This is a genomic window from Paenibacillus sp. XP01 (genome assembly GCF_057364885.1).
In genome coordinates this window covers 2,834,888-2,856,353 of record NZ_CP139481.1, presented here as the reverse complement: position 1 = coordinate 2,856,353, position 21,466 = coordinate 2,834,888, and the positions used below count along the sequence as shown (strand labels likewise).

Annotated in this window: 14 protein-coding genes; 3 read left to right on the top strand and 11 right to left on the bottom strand. The window is 50.3% G+C overall.

Features of this window, described 5'->3' with window-relative positions:
- Window positions 1-145 precede the first annotated feature (145 nt).
- Window positions 146-1,309 carry an MFS transporter gene (locus SNR34_RS13220; protein WP_343260860.1) on the bottom strand — a complete coding sequence of 388 codons (1,164 nt, stop codon included), beginning with the start codon at window positions 1,307-1,309 and terminating at the stop codon, window positions 146-148.
- Between the two features lie 95 nt (window positions 1,310-1,404).
- A complete protein-coding gene (locus SNR34_RS13215; RefSeq protein ID WP_486182085.1) occupies window positions 1,405-2,163 on the bottom strand; it encodes a TrmB family transcriptional regulator in 759 nt (252 codons plus the stop codon).
- 214 nt (window positions 2,164-2,377) lie between these two features.
- Here SNR34_RS13215 and SNR34_RS13210 point away from each other — a divergent pair, with 214 nt between their 5' ends.
- Window positions 2,378-2,506 carry a DUF4023 family protein gene (locus SNR34_RS13210; protein WP_236416793.1) on the top strand — a complete coding sequence of 43 codons (129 nt, stop codon included), beginning with the start codon at window positions 2,378-2,380 and terminating at the stop codon, window positions 2,504-2,506.
- Between the two features lie 70 nt (window positions 2,507-2,576).
- On the opposite strand, the gene SNR34_RS13205 is transcribed toward SNR34_RS13210, so the two are convergent.
- The 6 genes from SNR34_RS13205 to SNR34_RS13180 form a co-directional block, all read right to left on the bottom strand.
- Window positions 2,577-4,220 (bottom strand): extracellular solute-binding protein, encoded by a 1,644-nt coding sequence (locus SNR34_RS13205; protein ID WP_486182084.1) that lies wholly within the window; start codon window positions 4,218-4,220, stop codon window positions 2,577-2,579.
- A 133-nt stretch (window positions 4,221-4,353) separates the two neighbouring features.
- Entirely contained in the window at window positions 4,354-6,009 is a 1,656-nt protein-coding gene (locus tag SNR34_RS13200; RefSeq protein WP_486182083.1) for a response regulator transcription factor, read from the bottom strand.
- Window positions 5,984-7,762 (bottom strand): sensor histidine kinase, encoded by a 1,779-nt coding sequence (locus SNR34_RS13195; RefSeq protein WP_486182082.1) that lies wholly within the window; start codon window positions 7,760-7,762, stop codon window positions 5,984-5,986. Before SNR34_RS13195 ends, SNR34_RS13200 begins: the two co-directional genes overlap by 26 nt.
- 77 nt (window positions 7,763-7,839) lie before the next feature.
- Window positions 7,840-8,730: a carbohydrate ABC transporter permease gene (locus SNR34_RS13190; protein WP_339277904.1), complete on the bottom strand. Its 891-nt coding sequence runs from the start codon at window positions 8,728-8,730 to the stop codon at window positions 7,840-7,842.
- A 17-nt stretch (window positions 8,731-8,747) separates the two neighbouring features.
- Window positions 8,748-9,653, bottom strand: coding sequence for an ABC transporter permease (locus SNR34_RS13185; protein WP_236416787.1), 906 nt, complete (start codon window positions 9,651-9,653; stop codon window positions 8,748-8,750).
- A 169-nt stretch (window positions 9,654-9,822) separates the two neighbouring features.
- Window positions 9,823-13,581, bottom strand: a complete 3,759-nt coding sequence (locus SNR34_RS13180; protein ID WP_486182081.1) for an alpha-L-arabinofuranosidase C-terminal domain-containing protein — start codon at window positions 13,579-13,581, stop codon at window positions 9,823-9,825.
- A 384-nt stretch (window positions 13,582-13,965) separates the two neighbouring features.
- Here SNR34_RS13180 and abnB point away from each other — a divergent pair, with 384 nt between their 5' ends.
- Window positions 13,966-16,371 carry an arabinan endo-1,5-alpha-L-arabinosidase AbnB gene (gene abnB, locus SNR34_RS13175; protein WP_486182080.1) on the top strand — a complete coding sequence of 802 codons (2,406 nt, stop codon included), beginning with the start codon at window positions 13,966-13,968 and terminating at the stop codon, window positions 16,369-16,371.
- Window positions 16,372-16,542: 171 nt separating this feature from the next.
- On the opposite strand, the gene SNR34_RS13170 is transcribed toward abnB, so the two are convergent.
- From SNR34_RS13170 to SNR34_RS13160, 3 genes are all read right to left on the bottom strand, one after another.
- On the bottom strand, window positions 16,543-18,024 hold the full coding sequence (locus SNR34_RS13170) for a DHA2 family efflux MFS transporter permease subunit (protein WP_486182079.1): 1,482 nt from the start codon (window positions 18,022-18,024) through the stop codon (window positions 16,543-16,545).
- Between the two features lie 62 nt (window positions 18,025-18,086).
- The gene (locus tag SNR34_RS13165) at window positions 18,087-18,677 is read right to left on the bottom strand and encodes a TetR/AcrR family transcriptional regulator (RefSeq protein WP_236416784.1); all 591 of its coding nucleotides are present in this window, start codon (window positions 18,675-18,677) and stop codon (window positions 18,087-18,089) included.
- 248 nt (window positions 18,678-18,925) lie between these two features.
- Entirely contained in the window at window positions 18,926-19,846 is a 921-nt protein-coding gene (locus tag SNR34_RS13160) for an NAD(P)/FAD-dependent oxidoreductase (RefSeq protein ID WP_236416783.1), read from the bottom strand.
- A gap of 559 nt (window positions 19,847-20,405) precedes the next feature.
- On the opposite strand from SNR34_RS13160, the gene cyoE reads away from it, so the two are divergent.
- A complete protein-coding gene (cyoE, locus tag SNR34_RS13155; protein ID WP_486182078.1) occupies window positions 20,406-21,356 on the top strand; it encodes a heme o synthase in 951 nt (316 codons plus the stop codon).
- The last annotated feature ends 110 nt before the right edge of the window (window positions 21,357-21,466 follow it).

The window sequence follows — 21,466 nt, the reverse complement described above, 5'->3', positions numbered from 1 at the left end:
TTATTATTTTTCGATTACGCCATTGATTCAACTTTTGGCTTCTAAACACAGCTAAAAACATTAATTACCATCAGGAGCCCGAAGCAGCCAGAGACATATGGTTGAACCAACAATGGGATAAACTTGTGTACTAACCTTACTAAACTCATGCTACCGTCTGGGCAGCATGCTCCTTCCTGCTAATGGCAAACAATGCAGCTCCCAGGCCAAGCAGTACAAGCACCGCTCCGACCCATCCTGTATAAACGACAGATGAACGCTCAATCACCTGGCCGCCGATAAAGGTTCCGAGCGCAATGCCTGCATGCGCAATGCCCGAGTTGGTGCTGATCAGTGTTTCGGCTTCTGCCGGTGCGGATTTGATGATCAAGCTGTTCTGCACAGGCGTAACCGTCCAGCTTAACGCCCCCCATACGCCGAGGAGCAGCATACAAAGAATCAGCGGCATCTCTCCGCTAAACGGCACAATCGCCATGCTTGCCATAAAAGGAATAAGCACGCCAACAATGGCTTTAGCAGGATGAATACGGTCGCTTAGCGCACCGCCCATGCCGCCGCCGGCAACGGCTGCAATGCCGAACATGACGTAAACCCACGTCACCATCGTTGAACTCGCACCGATCGTTTCCTGTAGAAACGGCGTAAAGTACGCATACATCGTCAAGTGCCCGGCGAGCACCAGCAAGGTGGTCAGATGGATCGCGGCCATTTTGGGATTCATCAGTGCAGTGAACTGTTTTCGAAGCGGCACGGCCGGAACCGGCTGCATTCTCCCCATCGTGAATCCCACCGCAACCATAACTATTCCTGTCAGCACCGCAATAAGCAGAAACACTTCGCGCCACCCCGCCGCATTGCCGATAAATATGCCCAAAGGCACGCCTACAATCAGAGAAGCACTTCCCCCCATCGTAATCGTCCCTACTGCACGCCCTTTGTATTCAGGTTTGACGATGCGTGCCGCCATTGTCAGCGACAATACAAAAATAAGCGATCCCGTAGCTGCGCCAAGCGCCCTGCCCAACATGAGCATCCCAAAGCTGTGGCTGAGCCCCGAGATCACATTGCTGATCATAAACATGAACAAACTCCACATGTAGACCTTTTTACGCTCGTATTTTGCTGTTACGTTAAGCAAGATCGGAGCCGAGATTGCATACACCAGCGAAAACATCGAGATGAAGTATCCTGCTTGCGTCAGCGTAATATGAAGATCCTCAGCGATCAAATCCAAAATTCCGCCCAAAATGAGTTCAACGGTTCCCACCACAAACGCCGCAATGGCCAGAACGTATACTTTTTTATTCAAAACGATTCCCCCTATAAAGTTACAACTACGATAGTAACCCAACATCCGGAGGATTTCAACAACTAAAAAAAGCTATTCCTGTGCGGAATAACTTTTCAATAAATGAGACGTGCAAGCAGCTTGGATATTTCTTCATCCTGAAGCAATTGTTCCCCGTATTTTTTGGTGATTTGCGCCAGCGCAACGTCATGATAGAAATAATCGGTCAGCGCTTTGACAATCGGCTTGGACATCGTTTTGATCGCTTTCCACGCATCATGCTCCATGCCCGCAAAGAGTAAATACGTTTCGTCCACGATCAGCAGCTGCAATGGCTCAAGCCTGTTCCCTTCCAAGGTATGAATCAGGGAATAGCGGTTCGCCAGCGTCGTTTGCAACCCGCCAACGGCCAGCACTTCAACATGAAGCCCCTGAGCTTCTTTCTGTTCCAGCATTGATTTGTACTTTTCCATATGCTCGTTCCAAGCGAGAAAAATAATCGATGATTCCGCTTCGATCATGAGCTGTTCGATTTGGGAAGCAATGGCGCTTTCGTCTTTCAATGTCCAAATGTGCTCGTCGTCAAAACTGCGTTTGACGTGATAGCTTTTCAATTCCTCCAGGTCCTTCTCGAAATCGGTCTTGAGTTTAAGGATGATGGATTGCAGATCAACGGCCATATACAATTTTTTCTTGCCATGCATCGTGGTCAGAACCGCGCCTTTGTCGATCAGCCGATTCAGCACTTCGTAAATTTTGGCCTTGGGCACGTTTGAATAGTTGACGATCGTTGTTGCATCGAGCGGTTCTTCGCGAGCCATGATCGCTTCATAGACCTGGCTTTCGTACTGGGTAAAACCGAATTTTTGCAGCATCGTATTTATGGGCACTCCCTTTTATATAACTCGGTACATCCAGTGTAGACGGCCTGTCCATGAAAGTCCAGTTTCCATCCATTTCCCAGGGTCTATGCTTGCCCCTCTTCCACATGAAAACGTTCGATCTTCTCATAGAATGAACATGATCAGGTTATATTAAAATCCTGTTACACCTACGCCATACAATATGCCAAAGGAGCTGAACCTGCACATGGAAAGCACCCGGGAATTCGTGCAAAAAGTAAATGAAAACCAGGAAAAAGCCCGCCGCAACAAAAATAACGGCAAAGGTACGCCAGGGGACAAGCTTCCCTCCAAGCAGCATGCCACGAACAAGTAGGCCTTTCTTTTCTTAGCTTCAAAAAAGGAGGCTCCGCAAGTCGCGGCGCCCCTTTTTCCCGATCCATTTGTTATTTGCTCGCATTGATGACTTCGTTCACTTCCTGCGTGATTTGATCCCCGCCGAGCTTTTTCCAGTTCGCCACGAAATTGTCGAACTCATCGATGGACAAGTTGCCGTAAATGATTTTCAGGAACGTCTCGGCCCGCAGTTTATCCAGCGTCGCGGATTTGGTATTCATCGTTTTTGTTGGCGCGTAGATGAATTCGTTCATGACGATCAGGTCGTTATCCCGATAATATTTGATGACGCCCTGAGAGCTTTCCGGTCCAAAAATGCGTTCCATATGCCATTTATCGAGATTGCCGTTCCGGTAATCCATAATGTCGTCATAGAACAACTTCGCTTCCAGTCCAAGACCGGACGTGTCGCCCGTTTCAATCGCTTTTTCGACTTCATCCTGGGCTACGACGTTTTTGTTGGCAGGCAGATTGGATACGGTCGCATTATGGAAGCCCAGACCCGTTAGCCCGTTCAAGTACGCTGCCCGTTCCTTCTCGGCCGACTCGCCGAACATTTTTTCAGCCTGGAAGTTGAGCAGCTTCACCAGTGCTTCAGGATGTTCGTACCCTTTACGCACGGCAAAGATGCCGCCCAAGCTTAGATGGTTTTGCGTTTTTGCCGGTTGATCGTCGATCGATTGTACCGGATACGGCATCCAATCGACGTTTTGATCCTTTTTGATCATGCTGCTTACTTGGAATGGAGCCCACTGCGGCAGGAAAAACATGCCGGCTTTGCCCGCGTTGACGTCTTCCATCATTTTGGCGAAATCTTTCACCCCGAACTCCGGATCGATCACGCCTTTTTTGTAGAGGTTTTGCAGCTCGGCCAGACCTGCCTTGACTTCCGGCTGAATCGTTCCGTTAACGACCTGTCCGGACGAATCCTTGATCCAGGTTTCCAGATAACCGTGGTAACCGAGCAGGAAACCGTTGATCGGCAAATCCTTGTTCAGCGCAATGCCGTAAGTGTCGTTTTTTCCATTTTCGTCCGGATCTTCAAAAGTGAAGGCTTCGGCGATTTTGATGACATCCTGCATCGATTTCGGTGCTTCAAGCCCGACCTTTTTGAGCCAATCCTGGCGAATCCAGATCATGTCCGACGAGTCCAGGGAACCCGGGAAGCTGACCATGGCGTAAATTTTGCCGTCTTTGGTTACAGGCTTGAGTCCAGCTCCATCCTCCGCAGACATAAACTCTTTCACCAAGTCGGATGCATACTTGTCGTACACTTCCGTCAAATCTTCCAGCATGCCCGCTTCGTACAGCTGCTCGAACTGAACCGCGCTGACTTTCAATACGTCAGGCAGATCGCCGCTGGCCAGCGTCACGTTCATTTTGTCATTATAGTTGGCATCCGGCACGATCCAGTCGTAGGACACCTCGATGCCAAGCTCATCCTTGTAGCCCCTGATCCAAATGTTGTCGGTATGCGTATCTCCTTCGGCCAGCGATTCTTTTCCCGTTTCGTTCATCGTTGAGGTTAGCTTGATGGGTGGATCGTATTTGGTCAGCGGTCCGCCGGCATCCTGCGGTGCGCTTTGTCCCGTTTCATTTTCCGCCGACCCCGCACCCGATGAACAGGCAGCAAGCGTAGTGGCCAGAAGCATGGATAACGTCAATAGCGATAGTTTCTTCAAAGACTTGTTCATGCATATCCCCCTTTGTGTGTCCTCTCCCGAGGTATGTGTTCATTGTATTAAGAAAGCGCTGTCAGTTCGAGTGGGCAGCGTTGACATCTGGTATCTTTGATTGACCATTTCAGACTGAGCCTGCTATCTCTCGTTATGCTTTTTGGTCCCGATACTCCTGCGGGGTGCAGCCGACGGCTTTTTTGAAAAAACGGTAAAAATAATGCTGGTCGCTAAAGCCGACCTTGGCGGAGATTTCATGCATTTTGCAGGCCGAACCGAGCAGCAGCTCTTTGCTTCGTTCGATTCTCCGTTCATGAATGTAATCGGAAATCCCCTTTCCTGTCACGCGTTTGTACCAACGGGAAAGATATGACGGGTTAAGCGAAACCTCTTGGGCAATCCGGGTTAAAGAAAGATCGTGCTCCAAATGAAGCCGGATATAATGATGAATCGTATTCAAAATTTGCGATTGATCATTCACGCGTGTATCGACTCGTTTGGAAATGATCCATTCGAAGGCAGACTCATAGAAGGCCACCAGCTCCGGCCATGGCGTATCTATATTGAAATCCAGCATACGGGACAGCGAGATCTCCTGCAAGGCAGAGTCATGCAGTCCCAAATCATGCAGCAGATCAAGCAGCCGATGCGCCGCTTCCGTGTAAACCTTCAAACGGTAGAACGGATCCTGGATACCGTCTTTGGCCGAATCCACCCATTTGTGAAACGATGCCGCCCACTCTCTGTCTCCGCTCGCAATCCGTTGGCTCGTCTGTTCCAACTGCAATGCCGTCACGGCTTGCTGGTTCAACAGGTTTTGCGTTTGGCTCAACTGCTGCGCTACATCGACACGAAGCAGCTTCTCCATACCGAAGCCTGGGCTTTCATGGATGGAAAGCCTTAATTGAAGAATCGCCTGATGAAGTTCGGACCACTCCACTTCCTGCTCGCTCACCATAATGGAAACGGACAATTTCAGGCAATCCGCGCAGGATTGCTGCACCGATTCCAACGTGCCGTTGACGAAACGCAGGGTTCGCTCGCGCAGCATCTGCCCATTTGGCACAGCGGGCTGCTGCGCCGGTGGCTGCACAAGGCAAACGATGCATTGGTAATCAAGCTCAACGGCTTTGACCACCGATTTATCCATCAGCAGCTCCTCGGCGACATTGGCTACCGCATATCGAATTAGACCGCGGTCTGTCTGGGTTTGATACGTATTCCACTGTTCCACGCGGATGATCACGGGGACGACTGGTTCATCCGACCTGAACGGAAGCTGAACGGCATCGAACTCCTCCTGCAGCGCAGCGTCTTGCCGCCCGGTTCTTTTGATGACGTCGACCAGCAGCTGACGCTGCAGCTGAGGCAGTGCCCGGGGCAGCTTGCTGCGGAACCAGGCATTCTGGTAACGGAAATCGTTCTCTTCAGCGATCAATTGCAGGGCGTGCTCCACGGCGGCACGGATCTGCGCCATGCCCTCTGTCTTGAGCAAATAATCGACAACACAAGGATTGCGAATAGCTTGATGGGCGTAGTCGAACTCGTTATGGCCGGTCAGCAGCAGTATTTTGCATCTCGGCCAGCGGTCCATGATTTGTTCGATCAGCTCCATTCCGTCCATGCCTGGCATACATATGTCACTCAGTACCAGGTCGATCTTCACCGTATTTAACCATTCAATCGCTTCCAGGGCTGAGTACGCTTTAATAATTTCCATATCTTGAAGCTCGGCTTTCTGAAAATAAGCATAAAGTCCATCCAATATGACCGGTTCATCATCAACGATCAGCATTCGCTGCATCATGATCCTCTCCTTTCCATGGAACGCTTATAATGATGCGTAATCCGCCAAGGTCACTGCGCTCGGCTGCCAGCCCGTATTCCGGTCCAAACCTGATTCGCAGTCGTTGATTGACATTGAGCAACCCCGTTATTTCTCCTTCATCATGCCTCGCCGCGATGTGCTGCAGCGACAGCCGCAGCCGATCCATGGCCACTTCGCTCAAATCGTCCCCGTCGTCTTCAATGAGGATGGACAGCTTGTCCGGCGAGGTTTGGTAAGACATTTTCAAGATGCCGCCACGGCTGCGTTTCGACAATGCATGTTCAAAGACGTTTTCGACAATAGGTTGGATCGTAACCCTGGGGACCGCGATTTTCCCATATTCGAGATTCATTTCTTCCATTTGCAATTGCACTCGCGGACCAAACCGGATCTTCTGAATCGCTGCGTAAATCTGCGCATGTTGAATTTCCTCTTTTAACGAAACCTCGGTTTGCGAATCCCGCGACATATAACGGAAGTATTGCCCTAAATAATCCGTGAACTCCTGAATGAGCTCCACGTTTTCCACCTCGGCCATCTGTTTGATGCTAAACAAGCTGTTGTACAGAAAATGAGGCTGGATCTGGGACTGAAGGTGCTTCAGCTCGGCCTCGCTTGTCCGGATTCGCGCTACATAATTTTCTTCAATCAAAGCATGTAAGCGCTCTATCATATGGTTGAAGCGGGAGTATAAATAACCGAATTCATCTCTGCGGGAGTGCGGAATGCGCACGTCGGTTTGTCCCTGCTCCGCCATCCTGAACCCTTTGACCAGCGCAGACAACGGTTTATGAATCGATTTGTAGATGGACAGCGAGAACGCGATAATAATGACAATGGAAATCAAGGTTGTCACCCACAACCAGAGTTTGTATTGTTCAAGCGGGGCTTCGAGCACCGATTCGGCAATGCTTGAGGTTAATGCAAAATAATGCTCCGCATCATACAGCGTATAATGCAGCATGTCACCTGCCGCAGACCTCGTCACCAGCGGTGAATCCTGAACCGGCAGCTCGTCCGGCCAATGGACTCCCAAAGCGTCGATCGCATCATCCGCAGAAGAAATAAACATGTCCCGTCCTTGGCCAAAGCTTAACGTAAGCTCGCTTCCGCCACTATCGGACAGCTGCTGCAGTCTATGCTTGAATTCATCGGCAGACAAACGTATTCCTAAAATAAAGTTGGGCGCTTCCTCATGATTCATGTTATAGGGGTTGCTTTTGAGAAAGTAAAGATCGTCATTCCAGGAAGAGAGCTCGCCGTTCAAGTTGCCCATCGTTGCCAAAAGCTCCTTCCATTCTTCATCCTCCACGCTGCGGATTCCGTCAACCGCGCTGACTCGTTTGTGGAGGCCTGGCACATAATACACCACATCGTTGATGTAAGGACTCGTGACCATAATCTGTTTCAGTTTTTGATGAATGTTGTTTAAGCTCGCCGTTACTTCGTATCCGCTCATAATGGCCGCTCTCGTGCTTAATGTGGACATTTGTTCGTCAAATGAAAATTCGTTGATCAGGTCGCTCATCCGCTCCAATTCGAATTGCAGATGATTGTGGTAGAAATGAAGTTTGGATTCATGTGCCGTTTCCACCTCGGACTGCATCTGTTTGGAGCTGCTGTACGTAATCACCATGCTAATCACATACAGCGGCAGCATGACAAGCACAAAAGCAATCATCAGCTTTACCACGATGGATCGGCTCCGCCAGTTCCCCCAAAAATGCCTCATATGTTCATGAGCCCCCCTCCAAGGACCAAAAAGGAGCCGGGTATCGGCTCCTTCCTGTGCTTCTCCTCTTCCCGATCTTATCCCTTCACGCTGCCGACAACAAGTCCATGCACGAAATACCTTTGCAAGAACGGATACACGAGCAAAATCGGAATAACGGATAAGAAAATCTGGGACGCCTGCGTAGTCCTGTCCGATACCTGGCTCAGCAGCGTGGCATCCTCCAGCGTCATCGAATCGGTTTGAATCATCGTCACCTGCTGCAGCATGGATTGCAAATAGGTGGCGAGCGGATAATGCTCAGGATTTTTCATGTAGATCATGCCGTCAAACCAGGCGTTCCAATGCCCTACCATGGCAAACAGCGTAATGGTCGCGATGCTTGGAAGCGAGATGGGCAAGTATATGCTCCACAGCGTTCGGAAGTGGCCTGCGCCATCCATCCACGAGGCTTCCTCCAATTCCTTCGGCAATCCCCGGAAAAAATTGAGCATGAGCAGCACGTTGAAGATCGGAACCGCTCCCGGCAGAATAAGTGCCCAGATGGAGTCCAGCAGCCCTGTTTCCTTAACGACCAAATACCCTGGAATCAAGCCGCCGCTGAACAGCATCGTAAATACAAAGATCCAGGCATACGCCGTTCTCGAACGAAAACGGGCAGCCTCCTTGGAGAGCGGATAGGCCACGAGCACCGTAAAAATCAGATTGATGGCCACGCCGAGCACGACGCGAAGCAAACTTGTTCCGAACGAATTCAGAAACTGCTTGTTCTCCAAAATGTATTGATACGATGAAAAGGTGAAATCGACCGGCCAAAACGTCACGCCCCCTGCTTTGACCGCATCACTTGAACTGAAGGAAATGGCCAATATGTTTACGATGGGAAACAGGCACAACAGCGCAAGCAGGGTCAGAATGACATAGTTGAATCCCAGAAACCAACGATAAGCTCTCGACGTATGGTGCATGGTGCTCTGCCCCCTTTCTAAAAGATCCGGTAATTGGCGAACCTGTATGCAAGGTAATAGCCAAGTCCGATAAATACGAAGGATACCACCGATTTGATTAGTCCGAGTGCGGTGGACACCGAATACTGCGCATCCTGCAAACCGATGCGATAGATCATCGTGTCCAGAATGTCTCCGGATTCATAAACGAGCGGATTGTACAAGTTGAATACTTGGTCGAATCCCCCATTAAGCACGTTCCCCAGACTGAGCGTAACCATCAAAATGATGATTGGGCGTATGCCGGGCAGCGTAATGTGCCACGTTTGCTTCCATCTGCCCGCCCCGTCCATGACGGCTGCTTCGTATAACGATTTGTCGATGCTTGTCAGTGCCGCAAGGTAGATGATCGTTCCGAATCCGAACTCTTTCCATTGATCCGTGATGACGAGTATGTACGGGAACCAGTCATTGCTTGCCAGAAACTGTATCGGCTCCATGCCGATGGCCTTCAACAACATGTTCACGATCCCGCTGCTCGGGGACAGCACATCCACAATGATGCCGGCCAAAATGACCCAGGAGAAAAAGTGAGGCATGTAAATGACGGTCTGAATCGTCCGCTTGAATCCGCTGCGGCGCACTTCGTTCAAGAGCAGAGCTACGAGCACCGGCACGACAAGGCCGGAAATGATTTTCATCAGGGAAATAAACACGGTGTTCCAAACCACCTGCCAAAACCCGGGCAAATCGAGCAGGTACTTGAAATTGTCCATTCCGACCCAGTTGATGTTCTTGAAACCGGCAATCGGAGAAAAGTTTTGAAAGGCAATGGAGAGTCCTGCCATCGGAATGTAACCGAATACAATGATGATGAGCAATCCGGGCAGAATCATGAGATGAAGCGGGATGTTACGTACCCATTGTTTGTGATTCAAACGCATATGCTGTCTCCTCCTTCTCACTAATTATAGGAGCAGACCCGGAACCGCAGGTAGTGGAGGCTGTTGACTTTGGGTATCTTCTGTTGACCACGCTTCGAGTCGTGAAAACGCAAAGAAACCGCGATATTCGCGGTTCCTTTGCATCAAACTTATGAAACGATTGAAACGATTACAGCTTGCGATCAAGCACCAATACGCTGACCGATTGGGCCGGCAATTGCAGAACGACGGAGTCGCCGTCAAGCTCGATGGTGCTCTCTTGAGGAACTACTTTTTCCGCATTCTTTTGGTTGACATTCGGAACATGCACCAGTTCTTCGTCCCCGCTCAAGGTGATTAACCGTGCCGATGCCTGGACATCCAGATGTTCAAGCACCACTTTGGTCGCCTTCTCCATTCCGTCGGCATTGACCAGTTTCACGTAGACATGGTTTGCATCACGCGTTACGGAATGGAACACATCGCGGTTATAGGCTTCAAGCTTGTAGTCGAGCACTTTGCTTGTTGTACGGCCATCCGTATACGAGCAGATCAGGTTTTTGCCTGTTTCTCCGCCATAATTGACCGTAATGACATAGTTTGTGTTGTCTTCCAGCGGTTCGTAATTCGCCGCTCTGAGGTTGCCGGCTGCCGTACTGGAAGAATAGTCGCCCAGCGTGTACCCTTCGATCCCTTGTTTGTACACTTTGACACCTGTCGCGCTGCCGCCGTATCCGATGGCGTATTCGATGACATCCTTCTGTTCCGGAGAAGCGTCCGTCAGACCGACGCCTACATAGAAGCCGTCTTCGCCCGCAAGTCTGCTGGCTTCCACTTCAAGCGTATAGTTGGTCCATTCCTCGTTCAGGATCGCGAGACCGTTAAGTCCGCTGTCCTGCGCTTTGAGCAGCAGTCCTTTTCCGGCCTGCAGGCTGTATCCTGCCGATCCGGCAATCGCTTCCCAGGCCCGGCTTGGTTCAGAGCATTCCGCGAAATGTTCTTCGAACAATACGCGGCCATCCTCGTTGGACGTCACTTTGACACGTTTCACCAGGATGTCTGCATTCCCGGCAGCGATCTCGATGCCGCCGCGCGGCTGGAGCTGCACTTCTTTGCCTTTGTTATACGTTGAGAACGACGTTTCCAATACTTGCTCCCCGACATGTTTGGCGAACAGCTGCTGCACGTAGTAATTCGGCGTAAACCAGACCGTCTCGTCGTCAAACCAGATGCAGTCCGGCGTCCAGCGGTATGTTCCATCCGTCAGCACCTTGTTGAAGAGCGGCGCGTATGCGGCCATGCGCACGACGTCGGCATTGTTTTCGAAACCGGTGATGATGGCCGCCTCGGCCACGGCACCTGCCAGCGTGTTTTTGTCCGTGGAGGCATACTCGCCCACAAATACCTTGGACGTTTCTTTCCAGTTGATGCTGCCGTCTTCATGATAGGCGCGCTTGTAGTAGTTGTAACGGTCGGCATTGTTCAGCAAATATTCGTTGGAACGGTAATAATGCTCGTCGGCGATCGTATCCATGTAGTTGCTTTGCCGGCTATACCACGTGACGTTCTCTTCGATGATCTCCTTGCCGTCCGCAAAAGCGATTTGCGCCGAGCCTTGCAGATTGCCGCTCAGGAACTTCCATCCTTCCTGATAAGCATCGTCATCGGCTTGAGCTCCGACGGTGGAAATGATGTGCAGTTCGTGATCCGGGTAGTTCTGCTTCATGTAGTCGTCGATCGCTGCCTTGAATGCTTCGAAGTTGGCAAAAAACTCGGTGCCCCAGTTTTCGTTCCCGACGCCCAAATAACGCAAATCAAACGGCTCGGGGTGCCCCATCTCGCTGCGAATTGCAGCCCACTCGTTGTTCTCGATATCCGTGCTGATCGCAAAATCGATCAAATCCGTAAAGTTTTTGATATAATATTCCCTCAGCTTGCCGCCTGCCGGATGGGCATAATCGGAACGGGCCTGGCATAAAACGCCGCATGCCATGACCGGAACCGGAAGGGCATTCAGGTCTTCGGCCAATTGGAAATATTCCATATAGCCAAGGCCCATCGTCATCATGTAACCCCAAACATTGTAATTTTCCTTCCGCAGCTCCACCGGACCGACGGAATCTTTCCAGTCGTACACGTTGTCCCAAATAAACGAACCTTCGGAGATACATCCGCCCGGGAAACGCAGGAATGCGGGATGCATGTCGACGAGTGCCTGCACCAAATCTTTGCGCAGTCTATAGTTCGGGTTCCCTTTGTAATTGGCATGCGCCGAAGCGGAGAGTCCTGGCTCATCGGGATCCGCCCCCCACACGTCCCGCGGAATCAGGGACACCATGTCGACGGAAATATCGCCGCTGAAGGTGAGAACCAGCTGCCCCAATACGTTCTGCGTGCCCGTGAGTACCAGTTCGGCATCGGAAGAGGCGCCATATTTCTTCCACTTGTTCCCACCTTCGATCTGCACGGACACCTCGTCGCTCACCGCATTCCCCGCTTCGTCCTGCAGCTGGATGGTGATCCGTCCCGCAGCCTCAGCTTTGGCCCATACGGTGAAATCATACTGTTTCCCAGCTTGAATGGACATGGCGCAATGCTGGTTGGAATCCGCGAATCCGCGATTTCGAATGACCGCACCGTCCTGCACCGTCACATAATAAGCGTTGACCTCGGGATCTTTGACGCCAAAATGCTCGTTTAATCCACCTTTGTTCTGTATGATCATTTTGTCGGTATCTCCGGACCATGCAAACAACGGCTCACGATTGCGGCCGGTTGAGCATCCACATGCTCCGGAAGCGGAGGAATAGGTATCGAATGCAAACGACTCGAATGAACGGTTTTGCACAAGCTCCGCATAGATTCCGCCATCGGCGGCATTGTTAATATCCTCGTAAAACAAACCGTACATCACTTCGCTAATATCGGCGACCTTCTGATCCCCATGGACCGTAATCGTGTATGGCGGCACATGTTTCGGAACGATCGAGACGCCGAAGCTTCGTTCCAATGTCTGCTCGCCCGTGCGCAATGCTGCGCTTAACGTGACGCTGTGAGCCGACTCGATCGGAAGAACCTTCCCTTGGCCGGTTATGGCTTCAGGTCTGCTCGAAGACCATTCGACCTGTACTTTCCCGCCCAGAAGCGAGTCGGGGAGCGCAATGTCATTGGTGATGATTTTGGCGGGTGAAACCAAATATTTCTCTGCCGCCAGCTTCACGATCTCCGCATCGGTCAGCGATTCGCACATCACTTCGATGACTTCATCCATGGTCAAACCTGCTTCGTAAATCCTTACATCGGAAATCGCTGCTTCCAAATCCGGATCATCGACAAATTGGGAGCGGCCAATATAGTTTTGCGTGTAGAATTCCGGATTCGAGAATGTCTCAAACCAGCTTCTTAACTTGGCATAGTTTCCGCTGGAGGTTTGGTTGAATGAGCCATTAGCCACGATTTCCCCGTTGACGTATACGATCGCCCCGGCATGGCTTCGCGTTCCGCCCTCCGTACCCGTGACCGACACGGCGACATGCATCCATTCCCCGTTGGCGAACCCTTTGGTCGGATGAATCATCATTTCGTCGCCGGCCTTGAGCACGCTGCGCATCTGTCTGGTGAGGAACAGGTAAGGCTGCTGATCTCCTCCGCCGAAATCGATCAGGCGTTCCCACACGCTGCTGCCTCTGCCCAGGTATACCCATGCCGATACGGTCAAACCGGTGTGATCGCTTACACCGCGAAGCAAATCGGGCGGCAGCTGCAAATACGACGTACCGTTGGAGCCGCCCGCAAAGGACAGCGCCGTCCGCCCTTGGATTACGGAAAGCGCCGGCTCGTGGGTGCCTGAAGGTACCGCGTGATTCCCGCGGGATGTGCTGTCCTGGCCGATGCCCGTCGTGTCCTCAAACTTGTAATGCGCAATGATCTGATCTTTGTAATTGCTCATGATTGCCCTCCTGTACAGATCTCAAATGAAAGGATGAATGAATCCTTTTTCTTTTTTAATTTACATAAACATAAATCATTAATAAAAATATAAATATCCTTCACACAAGTTATACTACTCATTTCAGGATCGTTTTTCAACACAAATATTGCCTTTAATTTGTCGTTTTCGCCCTGAAATCGTTTGAATTTCGAAAATCACCCTTCGTCCGGTTCGATTGAGGCTATAAAAAATTCATCATTTACAAATATATAAATCAATTGGTACACTACGAATGAAAGCGCTTGAGTAACAAGTTTTGGGAGGAGGAGTCACGTAAATTTTATTTCTGGCCATGTTCGGCCGAATGGTTTTATCCACTGCACATCAAGAAAGGGGAAACGTATGAAACGTTATATGGCTGTCGCACTCAGCACTGCATTACTTGCCACACCTGCCTTGTCCACCGCTGCCGCACTGGGAGAAGGGGCACCGGTTTCCAGCCAGCAAACCTCGCAGGCTGCCAGCAAAACCAGCGAAACTCAGGTACCCGCATTCCGTAATGTCTCTGTCCACGATCCTTCCGTGATCAAAGTTGACGATACGTACTATGTGTTCGGTTCTCACCTGCAAGTGGCCAAGTCCAAAGACTTGATCCAATGGGATGAGGTTGCATCCGGGGTTACGGACAGCAATCCCGTCGTCCCGAACGTTACGAAGGAGTTCGCCGAAGCGCTGGAGTGGGCCCAGTCCGATACGCTCTGGGCGGCCGATGTCATCCAGCTGTCGGACGGTAAATTTTATATGTATTACAACGCATGTAAAGGAGATTCCCCACGTTCGGCCATGGGTGTAGCCGTCGCCGACAACATCGAAGGCCCTTATAAGGATCAGGGACTGATCCTGAAATCCGGCATGTGGGGCGAAGCGAGCGAAGATGGTACCATATATGATGCCACAATCCATCCGAACGTGGTAGACCCCGATGTCTTTTACGACAAAGACGGCAAGCTGTGGATGGTATACGGCTCGTATTCCGGCGGCATTTTTATTTTGGAAATGGACGAAGCTACCGGAAAACCTCTCCCAGGGCAAGGATACGGCAAAAAGTTAACGGGAGGCAACCACAGCCGGATTGAAGCTCCGTATATGTTATATAGCCCGGAAACCGATTATTATTATCTGTTCCTTTCCTATGGCGGCCTAAGCGCGGACGGCGGATACAACATCCGGATCGCACGCTCCAAAACACCGGATGGGCCATTTTACGATGCGGAAGGCAACGATATGATCAAAGTAAAAGCTGATAAAGAGAAACCATTATTCGACGATCGATCCATTGAGCCATATGCGGTCAAACTGGTCGGCAACTATCTGTTCGAAAGAGAGCTTGGCGACCCGGGCACCGGTCAAGGGATCGGCTACGTTTCGCCGGGACATAACTCCGCATATTACGACGAAGAAACCGGCAAGCACTTCCTGATCTTCCACTCCCGCTTCCCGGGTCGCGGCGAAGAGCATGAAGTCCGGGTGCACGAGATGCACATGAATTCCCAAGGATGGCCTGTGGTTTCCCCGTATCGTTATGCCGGGACGCAGGAAGCAACCCTGTCATTGAGCAACGACAAGATTGCCGGACAATACAAATGGGTGGATCACGGGAAAGAGATCACGGCTGCGATCAAAACTTCCCAGAACGTGCAATTGACGACTGACGGAAAAATAACCGGTGCTGTCACAGGCACATGGTCTCTTGGCGCAGACAACAAGGTAACCCTCACAACCAACGGACAAACTTATGAAGGCGTATTCACGCAAGAATGGGACGCAGGTTCGGAGAAGACGGTCCTTACGTTCAGCGCCCTCTCTTCTACCGGCGTTGCGGTCTGGGGCAGCAAAGTCCCTGACATGAACAATGAGGAGATCGTTAATGCGGTCAAATCGGATCTCGATCTCGGCGATACCAAAAACGTATTTTTTGACCTGAACCTTCCGGTAAAAGGCACACACACTACGACGATCACTTGGAAAACATCAAACGCTTCCGTCGTGTCTGCTACGGGTACCGTGAAACGTCCGGCAGCAGGCAAAGGTGATGCCAAGGTCAAACTGACCGCACTGATTCAGAACGGGGATGCGTCGGCAAGCAAAGTTTTTAACATCACCGTGCCAGCGCAAGTCAAAGGGCCTCTGCTCGCAGAATATGCATTCGATCACAAGAAACTGGATAAAATCGCTCAGGATATCAGCAAAAACGGGTACCACGGTCAGGCTCATAACGTTACAAGCTCGGCGGCGAGCCGCAAAAACCAGGCTGCCGCATTCAACGGCACCGACAGCTACATCGATCTGCCGGGAATCATCACCGATACCGAAGACTTTACGTTCAGCGCCTGGGTGAACTGGGAAAGCGGCGGCGCCTGGCAGCGCATTTTCGACTTTGGCAGCGGGTTGACGCAGCACATGTTCCTCACCCCTTCCCAGCATAATGGCAAGCTGCAATTCACCATTCATGACGAAGGCCGGGACCAAAGCCTGATTGCGGATCAAGCGCTTCCGGCAAACCAATGGGTTCATGTGACGGTAACGCTGCAAGGAGATACGGGCAAGCTGTACGTGGATGGCCAACTCGTCGCCAGCAGCTCCGAGATTACATTTAATCCGAAACAGCTGCGCGTGACGGAAGCTTACCTGGGCAAAAGCCGTTATCAGGCAGATCCGTACTTCAAAGGATCTCTGGATCAGGTCAAAGTGTATAACAAAGCGTTAACGGAGAAAGAAATCAAGGCGCAGGCTGCTGCCAAGCCTTGACCTGGAAGCATCCCCAAGATGTATTCTTGACAGATAGCTAGTTATGTCGCACGATTGCCCAAACCGATACCAAGGTGTGAAGAACGGTCCTCCGTTAAATTCTCAAAACACAAAAAACGATGCTCTCCTTTTAAAGGAAAGCATCGTTTTGCTTATGGTAGCTGATGAGTATTAATGCATCGGCCCTTGCTGTCCTTGCTGCGCGCCCACTTTCACCCGTTTTACGAAGAACGAGATCACGAAGCCGAGCAAGCAAAGCACAAGCGCAAAGATAAACGCATGCTGCACGCCGGACGTGAAACCAGCAAGCTGACTTTCCGGGCTTTCCGGATTGCTTACGCCTTTAAGGTAGCTCAGCTGGCCTGCAGCCAAAATGCTGACAGCGACGGCCGTGCCGATGGCACCCGAAACCTGCTGCAGCGTGTTCATGATTGCCGTACCGTGCGGATAATACGCCGGCGGCAATTGATTCAGACCATTCGTTTGGGCAGGCATCATAATCATCGAAATGCCGATCATCATGAAGATATGCATCGTAATGATCACGCCCAGGGATGTTGTCGGTTCGATGCGTGTGTACATGAACAGAACAACGGCAACGACCGCGAGGCCGATCGTCACCAGCCATTTTGGTCCGAATTTATCGAACAGGCGTCCCATGACCGGCGACAAAAATCCGTTCAGCAAGCTGCCTGGCAGCAGCACCAGACCTGCCGTCAGCGCCGTCACTGCCATTCCTTGCTGCAGATACATCGGCAGGATCAGCATCGACGACAGCATCATCATCATACAGATAAAGATCAGGATCAGACCGATGGTGAACATCGGGAATTTAAACGCGCGCAAATCCATCATCGGCTCTCTCATTCTGAGCTGTCTGATGCTGAACACAAGCAAGGACAGCGCACCTACAGCCAGTGTGGCGATAACGACCGGGCTGGACCAGCCTCCGCCACCGTCTCCATGACCGCCTGCGCTGCTGAAGCCATATACGATACCGCCAAAACCGAGCGTGGACAAAATGATCGACAACACATCGATTTTGGGCTTGGTCAACTTCGAAATGTTCGGCAGGAACATCAACCCGCATACCAAGGAGATAATGAAGAACGGCAGCGAAATCCAGAAGATCCAGTGCCAGCTCAAATTAGCCAAAATCAAACCGGAAATGCTCGGGCCGCTGGCCGGAGCAAACATGATGACAAGACCGATCAGCCCCATCGCGGAACCGCGTCGTTCTACAGGGAAAATAACCAAAATCGTATTAAACATCAACGGCAACAACAGGGCCGTACCCACAGCTTGCAGAACGCGGGCCACCAGCAGCATTTCAAAGCTTGGAGCCATCGCGGCCACCAGCGTGCCTGCAATGGAGAAAATCAACGATGTCGTAAACAGCTGTCTTGTCGTAAACCATTGCAGCAGCAGCCCCGACACCGGAACGAGAATACCCAGAACGAGCAGGTAACCTGTCGTCAACCATTGAATCGTTGTCGGTCCTACCTCAAGCAATTCCATCAATGGCGTCAATGCCACGTTCAGCGCGGTTTCTCCGAATAGCCCGATAAAACCGCTCAGCAGCATCGCGAACAAAATCGGCAGCACTTTGTACTGCTGTGTTTCTTGTTGGTTCATTGCTGAACCAGCTTTCATGGAAGCCTCCAAAATCCCATCCTCCTCAACCAATATAACTCTCTCTTTTGTACAAACCAAATTTATGCTTTGGCTTGTCTCGCATTTTTTGCAACCGCGGACAAATATTCGGCAGCCGTGACCAAAGGCTGTTTGTCCTGATTGGTCAAACTGATAATCAGTGCTCCTTCCATCAAGGAAATCATGAGCAGGGCCAGCTCTTTTGCTTTGGACTCGTTAATTCCGTCAAGCACCAGATGTTTGGTGATCGCGTTCTGCCAGTCCGCAAACACGCCTTGACAAGCCTGACGCAGGTCATGGCTAATGCAGGAGGTCTCAACCGCAGCCCACAGGCTGAAAGGCAAAAAGCCCGTAAACCCGGCAGCTTCGGTATCCTCGGCCATGTCCTGAACGAATTGCAGAATCGCCTCCCCCGTATTGTCATGAGCTGCAAACGTTTCTTCAAACTTTTGCAAAATGTGCTCATTCGTTTTCTGGATGCATTCATGAGCAAGCTCTTCTTTGCCATGGGGGAAATAATGGTACAACGAACCTTTCGGCGTTCCGCTATCCTTAATGATCTGGCTCAGGCCTGTCGCATGATACCCTTGTGAAAAAAACAGTCGGGCGGCTGTGTTAACGATGGCTTCTCTGGCATTGGACTTTTCACTCAAAAACGGCCACATCCTTAAAGCAATTTTAAAAATTATAACGATCGGTCTATATAATTAAAACCGCTTCGCCCAGCGATGTCAATCCTTTAAAAAAAGAATATTCAAAATTTAAAATGAAAGGGCTTCCGCCGAAAAAAATTCCGGGAAAGCCCTTCGGAACGTGTTTCTACTATAAGAATGCAATCCGTTCATGATCTCTACACATCGTAATCAACAGTGGGATCACTTCGAATAATACAGAGCATCGTTTATTGGCTGCTGACGCCGTTCCATTCTTCACCGCACAGCTCACTATGGATCATTGCACCCGCCATAGATCCCTGCGCCGCGGCTGCAATGGCCTGATACATATCTGATGCGGCATCTCCAGCGCTGAATACGCCCGGCACCGTCGTTCTCGCTTGTTCATTAACCACCACCGACTCGGTTTCGGTCATCTCGCAGCCCAGCGTTCCCGGCAATTCCGATCCGGCAACCAAGGTCGGGGCAAAGAAAATGCCTCTGCACGGAATGAGTCGACCGTCTTTGAGAAGAACATGGTCAACGATTCCTTCGTTGGATTCAATCGCTTCAATCGGAGAATCCAGCACAGGAATGCCGTGGCGCTCCAAATCATGACGTTCTTCATCCGTCAGACCATCGGGACCATTGGTGCAAAGCGTAACCCGGCTTGTCCATCCCAAAAGCAGTTTGGCCATGTGCATCGCCTTGGCTCCGTCTGATATCAGGACAAGCGTCTGATCCCGGAGCTCCCATCCGTCGCAGAAAGGGCAAACGAAAGCACTCTTCCCATAAACCTCTTGCAATCCCTTTATGCCGAGCGGTTTATCCTTTTTGCCCACGGCAAACAGTATTTTTTTGCTGTGAATGACCGTGCCTGCGGCGGTCACTACTTCAAACATGCCATCCGCACCCGTAATGGAGGATGCAGTGTCCTCAATGAATTGCACCGATGGATACGCGGCGATTTGCTCCTTGGCCACGATACGGAACTCTGCAGGCGTTACCCCGTCGCGCGTCAAAAAACCGTGCGTCGCGTGAGTAATCCGGTTTCTGGCCTTCCCGTCGTCAATCACCGCAACATTTCTTCTTGCACGGCCCAGCACAAGCGCTGCATTTAACCCGGCAGGCCCTCCGCCGATGATAGCTACATCTATAACTTTGCTCACACATATCACCCTTTACAGATATTTAATATCTCTAATTTAGAACAAAAAATAAGTCGTTTTTGTTCTTTTTTCAAACGACTATAATGTCTATTAAAGATATTTTAAGTCTATAATAAACATAAAAGGCATGACTCGCAAGCTTTTTTTAGCCATCATTATCTATACCCTTTTATCGATATAAGTTGAACTATACATTTTACACGGTAACGGAAAGGGCAGAAAGAATCTGGAGAAGCGGAGCGTTCTAAAAGCTTTCTGAAAGAAAGCTGCATCGTAAGCATAGGCTTATCACCAGATTTCCTCCTTAACTAAAGGGATTCAAAAAATCCGGGGATAACAGCGATCGGAAGATATTTCTGACCTCGTAGTGGCTCCGTGTAAAAAACTTCGTTCAACTGATGGAGATAAAAATCACTTAACACAGAATTTCGTTTTTAACAATTAAAAAAAGTGTTGTTTTTAAATTGTTCACAATCAAATGACATTATTTTTAATACTAAAACGCAATTTCTTTCACATATTAAACATGATGTTATAATAAGTACCGAGATATATAAGTATGGATATAGGAAGTGAGTATTTGAAAACACTAAATAACGGGTCACAACCCAAAATCAGATTAGAGTATAGCTCGGTTCCAAAAGTCTTTTTCGATACGATCAAAGTCGGCATCATCAAATCGAACCTCATCGCCATGCTTGCCGGTTTGAGCCTTGCACTGTATGTGTTTAATGCCTCTTTCCTGGACAATATCGTACCGATCATTTTGTCGGTTATCGGTTCTTCCTTGATCATTGGCGCAGCCGGGGTATTCAACAACCTGTACGACCGCGATATCGATGCCATCATGGAGCGGACCAGAACACGGCCAACCGTTACCGGCCAAGTGGACACGAAATCCGGCCTGATTTTGGGGATAAGCATTACCATTATCGGCGGCATCCTGTTATACGTCGCTTCCCCGCTTGCGGCCGTTTTCGGGATTTTGGGACTTTTACTTTATGTTTTCCCTTATACGATGTGGACAAAACGTACTACGGTTTACAATACTGAGGTCGGCAGTCTTTCGGGTTCCGTCCCTCCTTTGATCGGTTGGGCTGCGATTTCTTCAGACCTGGGTCATTTTGAAATTTGGGCACTGGTCGTTACGATGCTGTTATGGCAAATGCCTCACTTCTACGGGATCGCCATTCGCAGATTCGATGAGTACAAAGCTGCGAACGTTCCCATGCTTCCGGTAGTCAAAGGGATTCGCCGCACGTATATTCAAACCAACGTTTACTTGGTCCTGCTCGTGCTGTCCAGCTTTTTGTTCTGGCCAATGAGCCCGTTCATCGCCATCTTTGCCTTTTTGGTCAGCCTGGTTTGGCTCATTCTCAGCGTGGCCACGTTTGATCGCAATGAGACGCAAAAATGGTCCAAAAACATGTTCATTTTCTCCATCAACCATATTACGCTCGTGTTCCTGGTGATCATTGCGTACTCGCTGATTGCCCTGCTTATCAAATAATCCAGGTTCATAACATATATAAGCCGTACAGATCAACTCCGCAACGAGTCGCCTGTACGGCTTTTTTGCATTTTAACGCTTATCCATCGAATCCGTTATTCATAACTCCA